This window comes from Pseudomonas sp. B21-056 (assembly GCF_026016325.1).
Taxonomy (GTDB): Bacteria; Pseudomonadota; Gammaproteobacteria; order Pseudomonadales; family Pseudomonadaceae; genus Aquipseudomonas.
The window spans coordinates 3,060,904-3,076,782 of sequence record NZ_CP087203.1 but is presented as its reverse complement, the minus strand read 5'-3'; the positions used below and the strand labels follow the sequence as shown (position 1 = coordinate 3,076,782).

The following is a 15,879-nucleotide window of genomic DNA, read 5'->3' as shown; positions in this document are numbered from 1 at the left end:
GTCAGGCTCCCGCCACGGCTGGGGTCGGCTCGCCGATGACGACCTTGTCGCCTTCAGCCAGACCATCCTTGATTTCGGCCCTGACGTTGTTGTTGATACCCGTCTGGACATTGCGCGGCTGGGCCTTGCCTTCGGCGTCCAGCACCCGGACCACATAGCTGCCATCCTGGTTCTTCGGGCCCAGGGCCGCGACCGGAACCGTCAGCACCGCCTTGGCCTTGTCCAGGACGATGCGGACCTGGGCCGTCATCGAGATGCGCAGGCGATGATCGGGGTTCGGCACGTCGAACAGGCTGTTGTAGAACACCGCGGTGTTCTGCTTGGGCGTCCCGGCGTTCTGGGTCTCGAGGAAGTTCTGCGGTGCCGGCTCCGTGCCGCGCAGCGTGGCGTAGTAGCGCTTTTCCGCTTCACCGAGGATGGTGAAGTACACCTCTTGCCCAGGCACGATATGAATCACATCGGCTTCGGACACCTGGGCCTTGACGGTCATGGTGTCCAGGTCGGCCAGTTTCAGCAGCACCGGCGCCAGTTGCTCGGCGATCACGGTCTGGCCTTCCTGGGTCACGATCCCCACGACATAGCCGTCGATGGGCGCGACGATGTGGGTATAGGCCAGGTTGACCCGGGCCGTTTCCACCTGGATCTGCGCGTCCTTGATCTGCGCATCGAGGGACAGCAGGTTGGCAGCCTCCACCTTGTAGTTCGATTCGGCGGTCTCGTATTCCTGCCTGGAAATCGCGTCGTCCGGTTGCAGCACCTTGTAGCGATCGTAGGTGGCTTTCGCATCCTTGAGTTGGGCTGCGGTGGCTTGCCGCTTTGCCTTCAGGTTTTCTTCGTTGACCTGGGCCTGGCGCAAGGCGTTCTGCGCCAGCAGCGGGTCGATTTCCGCCAGCCACTGGCCCTTCTTCACCTTGTCGCCCAACTTGACCTTGAGCGACTTCAGTTGCCCGGACACCTGGGCACCGACATCGACCTGCTTGACGCCCTGGAGCGTCCCGGTGGCCAGCACCGCGTTCTCGATGTCAGTACGCTCGACCGTGGCGGTCAAGTATTCCGGCGGTTTCCCCGGCGACTGGGCGCTGTAGAAAACCAGGCCGGTCACCACGACCAGGACAAGCACGATAGCGATTTTGCGAAACTTCGACTTTTCCATAAATAACCATGAGTGCGTTGAGTTCAGGCCCGGCCAACGTAGCGCCGGGTTCCATGGGTGTGCCCGAAGGCTGGACGGCTAGACGTAGTCACTGGCCTCCTCCTCATCGAGCATGGGAAGGCCGTCCTGCCACCAGGCAGCCAGGTTATGGACGTGAGGCGCCTTGAGAATCGTGAAATGGTTGCCCGGGCCGTACCAGATGCTCAGGTCTGGTACGTGCTTGCGCCACCCTTCGATCATTTCCTGTTGCTCGCGCTTGTTGCCGGCGGTATCCAGGGTCGGATCATTCGCCAGCACCAGCCGCACCGGCCCGGTGTATTGATGTTGCGGTTGATAAACCGTACGCAGGGCGGTACCGAAGGCCCGCGCCGGACCACGCATCGAATCGACCGCCGAACGCTGTGGCAACATCCCGGCACGGACCATGCCGGCATGCAACAAGCGCATCTGCGCCGTATCGTCCTGGGCACCGAATACCGTGGCATCGATCCCCAGGGATTTACCCGAGGCCAGCTGCATCGCCTCGATCAGGCGATTCAATACCCCGGTTCCCGTGTAGGGCCTGCCGACCACCCCGTTGCCGCCTGGCGACTCACTGTCGATCAGCGTCAACGAGGCCACCTTGCGACCACGGGCCTTCAACCGGGCCGCCATCTCGAAGACAATCCAGCCACCGAAGGAATGCCCGAGCAGATGCACCGGTCCCTCCGGCTGCACCTTGTCGATGGCTTCGAGGTAGGCCTGGGCGGCGGTTTCCACCAGGCTGAAAGGCTCCGTGCTGCCGTCCAGCCCGCGGTGTTGCAGCCCATGGATCGGCCAGTCCGGACCGAAGGCGTCGGTCAGGCCGATGAAACCGGTGACGCTGTCGCCGGCACCCGGCACACAGAAAATCGGCGCCCGGTCGGCTCGCCCACCCTGAATCGTCAGCAGTGGCTGGTAACCGTTCTTCGGTGAGGGCGCCGGACGCGATGCAGCGGTGTGAAGCACTGCGCTGATGGCCTGGCCCAACGCCTGGACATGGGGCGCCTGCATCATGGTCTGGTGGTTACCCGGAACCTTGACGCAATGCAGCTGTGACGTCGGCAGGACTGCCTCCCAGCCCAGGTAGCCTGTGTGCTCGGGAGCGTCGTCCTTGCGTTCTTCGGCCACCAGCAGATGCACCGGTACGGAAATCGGATACACCCTGTAATGGGCCAACGCATGACCGTGGGCCACTTCGCGATCGAGGTACTGCCAGAGCTGCTCGGCACTGTAGACGGCCAACTCGGCAGGCAGCACCGTCTCGTCGCGGCAATGCTGCACCAGGCCTTCGAAATCGAATCGATCCAATTGCCCTTGCAGATCGGCCAGTTTCTCCAGGATCGCTGCAAGGACTTCTTCGCCAGGCAACGCAGCCCTCCAGAACACATCGCAGCGGTCCAGCAGATGCAGCTTGTGGGCTTCGTCCAACGCCCAGCGCGACCGGCCCTGATCCACCAGCCGAGGCAGGTAGCTGTCGATCAGACCGAGGAATTCGACCTCTTCGTCCAGGCCGATCAGCTGGATCGCGGTCTCGTAGGCCAGGACGCCACCGAACGACCAGCCGGCCAGGCGATAAGGCCCCTTGGGCTGTACCGAACGAATGATCCCCACCAGCCGCGAGGCCATGCATTCCATCGTCTGCAACTGCGGCTCGCCCCACTCGACGGCGGGCAGGCCATACACCGGGATATCCGCGTCGATGTGTTTGCCCAACGTCGGGAAGTACAGGTCAAGCCCGCTGAACTCGTGCACGAGGAACAGCGGGTTCTGCTGGCCGGTGGTGCGCACCGGTACGATGGCCTCCCTGACCTGGGCATCCTCGGTGCGGGTCTGCAGCATCGATGCCATAGCCGCGACGGTTTCGTGCTGGAACAGCTCGGCCAGTGAGACGCTCAGGTTGGCCTGTGCCAACAATCCGACCAACCGGATCGCCAGCAATGAATGACCGCCCAGCTCAAAGAAGCTGTCGTGACGACCAACCTGCTCCAGCATCAGGACCTCAGCCCACAAGCCTGCCAGCGTGACTTCCAGGTCACCTTGCGGTGCCTCGTAGCCCTGGCCCCCATAAGCGTGGATTTCCGGTACCGGCAACGCCCCGGTATTGACCTTGCCGTTCAGCGTCAGCGGCAACGACGTCAATCTCACATAGGCCGCCGGGATCATGTATTCCGGCAGCACGGAGCGCAGTTGGGCGCGCAGGGCGTCCGCATCGAAGGCCTCACCGTTCTCGTGCTCGGTGTAGTACGCGATCAGACGCTTGTCGCCCGGACTGTCTTCACGCGCGACCACCAGGGCCTCGCGCACCCCGTGACACTCGTGCAAACGGGCCTCGATCTCACCGAGTTCAATACGGAAACCACGTATTTTGACCTGCCCGTCATTGCGATCCAGGTATTCGAGGGTGCCGTCGGGCAGCCAGCGGCCAATATCGCCACTGCGGTACAGGCGCGCGGTGCCTGGATCGCTGAACGGATCGGCAATGAAGCGCTCCTCGGTCAGGTCCGCCCGGTTCAGGTAACCAAGGGCCACCCCGACACCACCGATATGGATCTCCCCCGCGACACCCACAGGTACCGGTTGGCGCGCGGCATCGAGGATATACACCCGGGTGTTGGCGATAGGACGGCCAATCGGAATACTGGTTGCGCCATGCGGTACGGCCGTGACCGCATGGGTCGTCGCAAAGGTGGTGGTCTCGGTCGGACCATAGCAATGCACCAGCCGCAGCGAAGGAGCATGGGCCAACAGCCGCCGGAAGGAAGCCGGATCACCGCGCTCGCCACCGCACAGCAGGATCCGCAGGCCTGCCAGGGCATCCGGGATCAACATCAGGTATTGATTGAACATGGCGGTGGTGAGGAACAGCACCGACACCTCGGCCTCTGTCAGCACCAGGGCGAATTGCGTCGGGCTGAGCAACGTTTCGTGATCGATGATCACAACGCGCCCGCCGTTGAGCAACGCCCCCCACACTTCCATCGTACTGGCGTCGAACGCCGGATTAGAGGCGAACGCCACCCGATCCTGCACACCGAAATCCGCGTAACCGTTGTTGATCGCCAATCGGCCAATGGCCAGGTGCGGCACGATCACCCCTTTCGGGTGGCCCGTGGAGCCCGAGGTGTACATGATGTACGCCGGTGTATCGCTGGTTTGCCCGGGGAATACCGGCGGCCGTGCAACCTGGGTCAATTGCAGCGTGTCCAGGTCCACTCGCGGCATGTCTTGCGGCAAGGCCCTGTCACCGGTCGTCAGCACCAGCACCGCGGCACTGTCTTGCAACATGAAGCGCTGCCGCTCCTCGGGCGCATGGTGGTCCAGCGGTACGTAGACGGCGGCGCACTTGAGGATCGCCAGTTCGCTGATGACGAGCTCGAACGAACGGTTCAGCATGATCGCGACCCGCGACCCTGGCTGGACACCGCGTTCCAGCAGGCAATGCGCCAGATGACTGGCTCGCTCGTGCAGTTCCCGGTAGGTGAGTTGCTGCGATCCATGCTGGAGTGCAATCCCATCGGGCCGGGCCCTGACCTGGGCTTCGAACAGACCATGGACCGTCTCTTCACGGGGATAGACCGTGTCGGTCGCATTGAAGTCGACCAGCAGTTGCCGGCGCTCCGCCGCCGGCAATATCGCCAGCTCACGCAAGGGTGCCTCGGGTGCGCGCTCAAGCGCGTCGACCAGGCTTTCCAGTGCCGTGTGCATGTAGCCACAGATGCGTTCTGCCCCGATGTGCGACTCCACCAGGGCGGTCAGCACGAAGGCCTCGCCGAGATCGTCGATGTTCAGCGACACTGGATAGTTGCTCCACTCCTCACCGCCGAGCCCTTCGATCCCGTTCCAGGCCGACTGGGCCTCCTGGGTGACCTGCGTTGCAGTGTGGCGGTAGTTCAGCAGTGCGCTGAACAACGGCGCCGGCGTGGCGACACCGCTGCAACGCTGTGCCAGTGCCAGCGACGCATGTTCGTGTCCCAACAGCGCAGTGAGGCGCGCATGCGTCGCCTTGACGCCTGCCCGGGCCCCGTCGACACCGACGTCGACCCGCAGCGGCAAGGTGTTGATGAACAACCCCAGTGCCCGATCGGCCCCCTCTCCGCCCTGCATCCGGCCCATCAATACGGTGCCGAACACCACGCTTTCGCGGCCGGACACAGCCGCCACCACCCGCGCCCAGGCCAGGTGATGCAGGCTCGCCGCGCTGACGCCAAGCAGGCGCGACTGTGTCCGCAGACGGCGACTCAAGCTGTCGTCCACGCTCAACCGGGCCTGTTCGATGACATGACTGTCGCCCTGCACGTCCTGCAGGCCGAACGGCAGGGTCGGCTCCTGGATATCCTGGAGCATGTCCCTGAAGAACGCCTCGTGGGCGCTTTGCGTCACGCCAAGCCGGGCCTGGGCCACGTAGTTGCGATACGGCACGGCATCGCCCAGCTGCACCTGCTGCCCGAGCAAGTACGCTTGCATATCGTGCTGGATCACCTCCAGCGCGGTGTGATCGAGTGCAATGTGATGGAACAGCAGCAGCGCCACCCAGCGCTGGTGCTCGTCGTCATAGGCGCAGACAAGCCGCAGCATGGGCGCCTGACGCACATCGAGCCGATAGTGCCGAGGGTCGAAACGCTCACGAAGCTGCGCCGCCACGTCCTGGCCCGGTTCGACCACGCAGGCCTGCACAGTCAATGGTGCTTCCCGCAGCACCACCTGCACCGGCTCGCGCAAGCCCTCCCATAGCACCGCCGTGCGCAGGATATCGTGGCGGTCGATCACGCTTTGCAGCGCGCTCACGAACGCATCCAACCGGGCGCGATCCTTGAGATTGAACAGAGCTTGCTGCACATAAAGATCGCCCTGCTGCGAAGCCAGGTGGTGATACAGGATCCCTTCCTGCAACGGCGCCAGGGCGTAGATATCCTGGACATTGCTCACGCCACCGGGCACCCCGGCGACGATAGCGTCGATTTGCTGTTGGGTCAGGTCGGCGAGGGACAACATCTGCGGGGTGATCCGCTTACAGCCCGGCACGATGCCGTTGTCCGGCACCACGATCTCCGTCGCGCCGTCCACGGCTGCCGCCAGCGCGGCCAGGGTCGGCTGGCCGAACAGCACCCGCACATCGGCGCTCAAGCCGGCCTGGCGCATGCGTTCGATCAGCGTGACCGCCAACAACGAGTGCCCACCCAATTCAAAGAAGTGGTCATGACGCCCCACCCGCTCGACCTTGAGCAGCTCGGCCCAGAGTTGTGCCAGCGTCGTTTCTATCGCGCCCTGCGGTGCTTCGTATTCACGGCTGATCACCGAAGCCAGGTCCGGCTCAGGCAGCGCCTTGCGATTCAGTTTGCCGTTAGGCGTCAGCGGCAGTGCATCAAGCCGCACATAGGCCGCCGGCACCATGTATTCCGGCAGTTGCGCTTGCAACCGGGCACGCAGGCTTTCAATCTCGACGCCGTGCTCGTCACCGTGCACGGTGAAGTACGCCACCAGCCGCTTGGCCCCCGGCACGTCTTCGCGAGCCAGCACCACGACCTCCTTGATCGCCTCGTGCCGGGCCAGCTTGGCCTCGATCTCGCCCAGTTCGATACGGAACCCGCGGATCTTCACCTGATCGTCGTTGCGCCCCAGGTAGTCGATGTTGCCATCCGCCAGGTAGCGACCCAGGTCGCCGGTGCGGTACATCCGGGCATTCGGCCGGTCACTGAACGGGTCGGCGAGGAAACGCTCGGCCGTCAGTTCCGGACGGTGCAGATAACCCCGCGCCACCTGGACGCCACCGATGTAGATCTCCCCGGCCACGCCCAGGGGCACCGGTTGACCATGGGCGTCGAGTAGGTAGATCCGGGTGTTGGCGATCGGCTTGCCGATCGGCGTGCTGTCCGGTGTCTCGACACCCGTGCAGTCCCATGCAGTAACGTCCACGGCGGCTTCGGTCGGGCCGTACAGGTTGTGCAACGCAGTCCCTGGGAATTGCGCCTTGAAGCGCCGCACCAGATGGCCCGGCAAGGCTTCGCCGCTGCACATCACCTGGCGCAGCCCCGCGCACTCGCCGGCCTCGCCGTGAGCCAGGAACACGTCCAGCATCGACGGCACGAAGTGCAGCGTGGTGATGCCATGCCGTTGGATCGCTTCGCGCAGGTACGCCGGATCGCGATGTCCGCCCGGACGCGCCATCACCAGCCGCGCACCGGTAAACAGCGGCCAGAAGAACTCCCACACCGAGACGTCGAAGCTGAACGGGGTCTTCTGCAGCACCGCGTCCGCCGCGCTCAATGTGTACGCGTCCTGCATCCACAACAGCCGGTTGACCACCGCGCCATGCTCGTTCATCACGCCTTTGGGCAGGCCGGTGGAGCCGGAGGTGTAGATGACGTAGGCCAAATGGCTGGCATGCAGGCCCGAGACCTGCGGATTGCCGGTCGGTCGCGTGGCGAAATCTTCGTCTTCGAGCACCATCACCCTGGCGTCGGTCGCGGGCAGGTTCGCCTGCAAGGCGCGCTGGGTCAGCACCACGGCCGGGGCGCTGTTTTCCAGCATGTAGGCCAAACGGTCGGCCGGGTAATCCGGGTCGAGCGGCACGTAGGCGGCGCCTGATTTAAGAATGCCCAGCAGCGCCGCGACCATGTCCACACTGCGGTCCATGCAGATCGCCACGCGGTCATCCGGACGAATGCCCAGTTCCAGCAGGCGATGGGCAATCTGATTGGCGCGGCCGTTCAGTTGCGTGTAGCTCAGCTGCTGCTCTTCGAACACCACGGCAACGGCATCCGGACAGGTCGTGACCCGTGCCTCGAACAGGCCATGCAGGGTCAGGCCTTGCGGATAGTCGACAGCCGTCGCATTGAACGCTTCCAGCAGGTGCTGGCGCTCAGCGTCTTCCAACAGCGGGATCTGCGCCACCAGGGCCTGCTCATCGGCAACCATAGCGCGCAAGATGCATTCGAGGTAACCGAGGTAGCGCTCCATCGTGGCCTGGTCGAACAGTGCCGTGGCGTACTCCAGCGAACCGAACAGGCGCCCATCGATCAGCGCCATGTCCAGCAACACATCGAACTTGGCGGTGCGGCTGGTCACCCCCAGCCCTTGCAGCGAGATGTCGCCCAGTTCCACCCCGCCGGCTTCGCTGTTCTGCCAGGACAACATGGCCTGGAACACCGGGCTGTGAGACAGGCTGCGCAATGGCCGGACCACTTCCACCACCTGTTCGAACGGCAGATCCTGATGCGCCTGGGCGCCCAGGGTCTGGGCCTTGACCCGTTGCAGCAAGGTCTCGACGGTCAGTTCGGACGAAACCTCGACGCGCACCGCCAGGGTGTTGACGAACAGGCCGATCAGGTCTTCGACTTGCGCATCCATGCGGTTCGCCGTCGGTGTGCCAATGACCACATCGTCCTGCCCGGACATGCGGCTCAGCAGCGCGGCCCACGCGGCCATGACCGTCATGAACAGCGTGGCGCCATGGCGTTGGCTCAAGGCCTTGAGGCCTTCGGTCAGCGCTTCATCGAAGGCGATCCCCACCGCATGACCGGAATGATCCTGCTGGGCCGGCCGTGGCCGGTCCGTCGGCAAGGTCAGCAGTGCCGGTGCGCCGGCCAGGGTGTCCTGCCAGTAGCGTTCCTGACTGTTCAATACCTCGCCGGTGAGCCAGCGCCGCTGCCAGACGGCGTAGTCGGCGTATTGCACCGGCAGGGCCGGCAACGGGTCGTCCTGGCCTTGGCTGAACGCCGCGTACAGCACGCCCAGTTCACGGGTCAGGACATCGGCGGACCAGCCGTCCGAGACGATGTGGTGCAGGGTCACCAGCAACACATGATCAGCCTCACCCATGCGCACCAGGCGACCTCGGGCCAGCGGGCCACGGCTCAGGTCGAAGGCCTGCCGCGCTTCCTCCCCGGCCATCCGCGACAGCTCGGCTTCGGCATCCGGGTGTGCAGACAGGTCAAGCCGTTGCAAGGCGAAACCGATGTCGGCCGGGGCAATGCGTTGCTCAACCTCCTGCCCCTGGACAAAGGTCGTGCGCAAGGCTTCGTGCCGGACGACGATGCGATCCAGGGCACGGCCCAGCGCGGCGGTATCCAGCGCACCGCGCAGACGCAGGCCGGTGGGGATGTGATACGCCGCGCTGGCGTTGTCCAGCTGCGCGAGGAACCACAGGCGTTGCTGGGCAAACGACAACGGCAATGCCTGCTCACGGGACACCAGCACGATGTCCGGCCGGGAGCTGCGTGCCGCTCGGGACAACACCTGGGCCAACGCGCTCAGCTCGGGTTGGGCAAACACCTCGTTCAGGCTCAGCTCCACCCCCAATTGCTCGCGCACCTGGGCAATCAAGCGCATCACCAGCAACGAATGCCCGCCCAGCTCGAAGAAGTGGTCGTGGCGCCCCACCGTTTCGACGTTGAGCAGGCCTTGCCAGATCTGCGCCAGGGCGATTTCGGTGGCGCCTTGCGGGGCTACATGAATGCGGCTGGCGAAGGCCTCGGCATCCGGTGCCGGCAGCGCCTGACGGTCGAGCTTGCGGTTCGGTGTCAGCGGCAGTGCGGCCAGGCTGACGAATGCACTCGGCACCATGTACTCGGCCAGCAGGGTCGATAGCTGTGCGCGAAGGGTTGCCGCACTCAGGGTCACGCCGGCCTGCGGCACGACGTAGGCCACCAGGCGTTTGTCCCCCGGCGTGTCCTCGCGCACGATCACCGCCGCTTCCTTGACCCCGGCACAGTCGCTGAGCCTGGCTTCGATTTCACCCAGTTCGATGCGGAAACCGCGCACCTTGACCTGGAAGTCATTGCGCCCCAGGTATTCGATGCGTCCGTCCGGACGATAGCGGGCCAGGTCGCCGGTCTTGTACATGCGGGCGTCGGGCTGGTCGCTGAACGGGTCGACGAGGAAGCGCTCGGCATTGATCGTGTCGAGGTTCAGGTAACCCCGGGCCACGCCGTCGCCACCGATGTAGATCTCTCCGGCCACGCCGAACGGCACCGGCTGGCGCTGCCCGTCGAGCAGGTAGATACGGGTGTTGGCCATCGGCGTGCCGATGCTGGCGTTGCCGGCCGCGCCGTTGGCATCGTAGTGCATGTAGGCGGCGGTGCACGACACGGTCGCTTCGGTCGGGCCATAGGTGTTGATCAATCGGGTATGGGCCGGGCGCACCGCGTCCCACATTTGCAACTTTTGCATCGACAGCGCATCACCGGTGACGTTGACCAGGCGCACTTCACGCAGATGATCCCGGGCCTGGGCCGGTGCGTTGTGCCATTCGGCCGCCAGGGTATGCCAATGTGCAGCGGTCAAATGCAGGAAAGTCGGCCGGATCTCGGCGTCCTGCTGCAACTCGACGCTACCGAACAGCTGTCGGGTCGGCGCCAGGGTGGCACCGACGACCAGCGCCGGGAAAATCTCTTCCACCGACAGGTCGAAGTTCAGCGTGTTCTGCTGCAGCACCGTGTCGGCCGGCGTCAGCTCGAACAGCCGCACGGCGTCCACGCAGTAATTGACCAGGCCACGGTGTTCGATCATCACGCCCTTGGGCGCGCCGGTGGAACCCGAGGTGTAGATCACGTAGGCCAGGTGGCGCACGCCGAGGGTCGCCACCACCGGGTTGTCTTCACGACCTGCGGCAATGCCGCTGCGCACCCGTTCGACGTAGTCGAGCAGCACCACCGGCGCTGCCAGTGGCGGCAGGCGGTCTTGCAGCGCGCGTTGGGTCAGCAGCGCGACCGGGGCACTGTCGGCGATCATGTAGGCCAATCGTTCGGCCGGGTACGCAGGGTCCAGCGGCACGTAGCCGCCGCCGGCCTTGAGTACGGCCAACAGGCCCACCAGCATCTCGGCGCTGCGCTCGACGCAGATCGCCACGCGGTCGTCCGGGCGGATGCCCAGCCCGATCAGATGGTGCGCCAGTTGGTTGGCCTGGCGGTTCAGTTCGGCGTAGCTCAGGCGCTCGCCTTCGAACACCACGGCAATGGCCTGCGGCCGGGCCGCGACCTGGGCTTCGAAGAGCTGATGGATCGTCCGTTCACGGGGGTACGCTGCCTGGTTGGCGTTGAGCCCCACCAGCAGATGCTGGCGTTCGGCGTCATCCACCAGCGCAATCTGCTCAATCAGCGCCTGATCACTCGCCACCATGGCGCGCACCATCCGCTCGAAGTAACCGAGGTAACGCTGCACCGTGGTCTCGTCGAACAAAGCCGTGGCGTATTCCAGGGCGCCGAAGATCTGCCCCTGGGCCTCGCCGAGTTCCAGGGACAGGTCGAACTTGGCGACGGTGTTCGCCACGCCCAGGCCTTCGAGTTTCAGGTCGCCCAGCACCAGTTCGCGGTTGTCCAGGGTCTGCCAGGACAACATCGCCTGGAACAGCGGGCTGTGGGACAGGCTGCGCACCGGCTTGAGTATTTCCACCACCTGCTCGAACGGCAGGTCCTGGTGCGCCTGGGCACCCAGGGCCTGGGTCTTGACCCGCGCCAGCAGGGATTCGACGGTCGGCGCGCCCGAGACATCGACGCGCACGGCCAGGGTGTTGACGAAGAAGCCGATCAGCCCTTCGACTTCCGAACGTGTGCGGTTGGCCACCGGCGAACCGATCACCACGTCGTCCTGGCCGCAAAGGCGACTCAACAATGCCGCCCAGGCCGCCATCAACGTCATGTACAGGGTCACGCCATGACGCTGGCTCAAGGCTTTGAGGTCGGCCGTCAGCTCGGCGTCGAACGCCAGCGGCAGCGCCGCCCCGCTGTAGTCCTGCTGCGCCGGGCGCGGCCGGTCCGTCGGCAACATCAGCAGCGCCGGTGCATCGGCCAGGGTTTGCTGCCAGTAGCTGCTCTGGGCCTGCAACACCTCACCGCTCAACCAGCGACGTTGCCACAAGGCGTAGTCGCCGTATTGCACGGTCAGCGCCGGCAGCGGATCGTCCAGGTCATGGCGGAACGCTTCGTAGAGCGCCGCCAGTTCCTTGATCAGCACACCGATGGACCAGGCATCCGAAACGATGTGGTGCATGGTCACCAGCAGCACATGGTCCTCGTCGCCCAGGCGGATCAACCGGCCACGGATCAGCGGGCCATGCTCCAGGTCGAAGGCGTCGGCGGCTTCCCGCGCCGCCAGGGCGTGCAGGTCGGCTTCGGCATTGGTCCGGTCGGACCAGTCATGTTGCAGCAAGGCAAAACCGCTGTCGGCTGCGGCGATACACTGCCGGGCCTCCTCGCCGTGGGCCTGCACGAAGGTGGTCCGCAGCGCCTCATGACGGGCGACGATGCGATCCAGCGCCCGTTGCAGGGCGACGCGATCCAGCGTGCCGCGCAGACGCAGGCCTGCCGGCATATGGTAGGCCGAGCTGGCCCCTTCCATCTGCGCCAGGAACCACAGGCGCTGTTGGGCGAACGACAGCGGCAAGGATTCGTCGCGGGAGGCCCTGACGATCTCCGGCAATGTGCTGCGCCCGGCCTGGGACACGGCCTGCGCCAGTGCCATGAGTACGGGATGAGCAAACAGCGCCGTCAGGCTCAGTTCCACGCCCAGACGCAAACGGACCTGGGAAATCAGTTGCATCGCCAGCAACGAATGGCCACCCAGCTCGAAGAAGTGGTCGTGACGGCCGACCTGTTGCAGGCCCAGCAGGTCCTGCCAGATCTGCGCCAACGTGGTTTCGATTTCGCCTTGGGGAGCTTCGTAGCCACGGGTGATCAAGGCATCGTGATCGGGTGCAGGCAGGGCCTTGCGGTCGAGCTTGCCGTTGGGGGTCAACGGCAGTGCGTCGAGAAGTACGTAGGCTACGGGCACCATGTATTCCGGCAACCGCGCTTGCAGATGGCTGCGCAGGGTTTCGATGTCCACTGCTGCTGACTGGGTGAAATAGGCGACCAGACGCTTATCGCCTGGTACGTCTTCGCGAGCCAGTACCACTGTTTCCTTCACGGCGTCGTGTTGGGCGAGTTTGGCTTCGATCTCGCCCAGTTCGATGCGGAAACCACGGATCTTCACCTGATCGTCGTTGCGGCCCAGGTATTCGATGTTGCCATCCGGCAGGTAGCGGCCAAGGTCGCCGGTCTTGTACATCCGGGCGTTTGCAGCACCGCTGAACGGGTCGCTGAGAAAACGTTCGGCCGTCAGATCATCACGGTTGAGATAACCCCGCGCCACCCCTGCGCCACCGATGTAGATTTCCCCAGGTACGCCCAGCGGCACCGGTTGTTTATGTTCGTCCAGCAAGTAGAACTGAGTATTCGCCACCGGCTTGCCGATGTGCGCGGCAAACCCGTCTTCACGAGCCATCGACACCCAACTCGAATAGGTCGTGGTTTCCGAGGGCCCATAGAGATTGCACAGGCGCTTGACCGAAGTCTGTTCGAACAGCGCTTCCACCAGGCTGCGCTTGAGGGCTTCACCGGCCACGTTCACCGTGTCCACGCCCTCGCCCAGCCCACCAGATTCCAGCAACGCCTTGAGCGCCGACGGCACGGTGTTGATCAGGGTGACGTCGTGCTCGCCCTGTTGCAGTTCCAGCACATTAGTGACGACTTCGATGCTGCCGCCCGACGTCAACGGTGCAAAGCATTCATAGACCGCCAGGTCGAAGTTCAGCGAAGTCGAAAACAGGGTTTTCGACAGAGTCTGGGTATCGAACGACCGATGCGCCCAGGTCAGGAAGTTCACCGTGTTGCGGTGTTCGATCATCACGCCCTTGGGCAACCCGGTCGAACCCGAGGTATAGATCACGTAGGCCAGATGCGCCGAGGTCAGGCCGTCGACCTGCGGATTGGGCGCCGTCTCGTCCTGCCAGACACCCTTGTCGAGGTCGATCACTGGCACACTCGTTTCACCCAGCAAACCGCGCGTGGCCTTTTGCACCAGGATCGCCGCCGGGGCGCTGTCCTCGAGCATGTAGGCAATGCGATCCGCCGGATAAGCTGGATCCAGCGGCACATAACCGCCCCCCGCCTTCAGAATCGCCAGCAAGCCGACGACCATGTCGAGGCCGCGTTCAACGCAGATCGCCACCCGCGAGTCCGGCTGTACACCTTGTTTGCGCAGGTAAAGAGCCAACCGGTTGGACAGCCCATTGAGCTCGCGATAGTTGAGCTGCTGCCGGCCATGCCGCACCGCCAGCGCATCCGGCGTGCGCCGCACCTGCTCCTCGAACAACCCGTGGATGGTTTGCTCCAGCGGATACTCGGCGTCGGTGGCGTTGAACGCCACCAGCAATTGCTCGCGTTCGTCGGCCGGCACAATCGACAATTCGCGCAATGCGGCGTCAGGTGTGTGCTCCAGCGCTTGCACCAGACTCTCCAGCGCCATGTGCATGTAACCGCAGACACGTCGTGCCCCCACCTCGGCCACCGCCTGGGCCGTCAGCATGAAGCCGTCGCCCAGGTCGTCGACGTTCAGGCACAACGGGTAGTTGGTCCGCTCTTCCATGCTCAGGGTGTGAATCCCGTGCCAGGCCGAAATGGCCTGGTCGGACGCGGCTTCACCGGCACTGTGGCGATAGTTCAACAGCGTGCTGAACAATGGCAGCGAGGCCGGGACGCCGCTGCAACGCTGGGCCAATGCCAGGGAAGCATGTTCATGTCCCAACAACCCACTCAACCGGGCGTGGGTTGCCTTCACCCCTGCACGGACGTTGGTCTGCCCCACACTCACCCGCAACGGCAAGGTGTTGATGAACATCCCCAACGCCCGGTCCGCGCCGTCGCCGCCCTGCATCCGGCCCATCAGCACGGTGCCGAACACCACCTCCTCACGCCCCGAGACACGCCCGACCACCTGGGCCCAGGCCAGGTGGACCAGGCTTGCCGCACTCACGCCGAGCTGACGGGCCTGCACCCGCAAGCGCTGGGCCAATGCCGCATCCACACCTTGCTGCACTTCTTCGATGCCGCTGCCGTCGCCCTGCACGTCTTGCAGACCGAACGGCAGCGTCGGTTCGTCGATATCGCCCAGCATGTCGCGGAAGAACGCTTCGTGCTGTTCGCGACTCACGCCCAACCGGGCCTGGGCCACATGGTTGCGGTACGGCACAGCCGGTGCGAGCAGCTCTGCCTGATCCAGCAAGCTGGCCTGCATTTCATGCACCACCACCTCAAGAGCGGTGTGGTCCAGCGCCATGTGATGGAACAGCAACATGCCGACCCAACGCTGGTTCGCCAGATCCTGGGCATAGGCCAGCCGCATCAGCGGCGCCTGGGCAATGTCCAGACGGTAGTGACGTGGATCGAAGCGTTCGTGCAGCTGTTGCACGGCATCGCCCGCCGCCGGATCCAGCTCGATTTCCTCAAGGGCCAGCGTCGCGTGGCGCCAGACCACTTGCACCGGTGACGCCAGGCCCTGCCAGACCATGCTGGTGCGCAGGATATCGTTACGCGACACCACGCTCTGCAAGGCCTGGGCAAAGGCTTGCAGGCGCTCGCGATGGTCAAAGCCGAACAGCACCTGCAACACGTAGGGATCGCCCTGCTCTGCGGCCAGGTGATGGTAGAGAATGCCTTCCTGCAACGGCGCCAGGGCGTAGATGTCCTGCACATTGGCGACGCCGCCCGGCACTGTCGCCACAATACGGTCGATGGCCTCTTGGTCCAGGTCGGCCAGGGGCAGCATGTCCGGAGTGATCCGTGTGCAACCGTGCGGGATCAGGTTGGCCGGCACCACGACTTCGTGGGCACCGCCCACGGCCGCCGCCAACGCGGCCAGGGTCGGCTGGCCGAACAGCACGCGCACGTCCG

The 15,879-nt window shown here is 64.6% G+C and carries 2 protein-coding genes (1 of these 2 only partly in view); both read right to left on the bottom strand.

All coding sequences use genetic code 11. From position 1 onward, the window contains the following. Position 1: 1 nt before the first annotated feature. Entirely contained in the window at positions 2–1,153 is a 1,152-nt protein-coding gene (gene macA / locus LOY67_RS13035; RefSeq protein WP_265067560.1) for a macrolide transporter subunit MacA, read from the bottom strand. Positions 1,154–1,231: 78 nt separating this feature from the next. Then, positions 1,232–15,879: the end of a non-ribosomal peptide synthetase gene (locus LOY67_RS13030; protein WP_265067559.1), read on the bottom strand. It continues 16,264 nt past the right edge of the window; only the last 14,648 of its 30,912 coding nucleotides appear in the window; its start codon lies beyond the right edge, outside the window; the stop codon is at positions 1,232–1,234.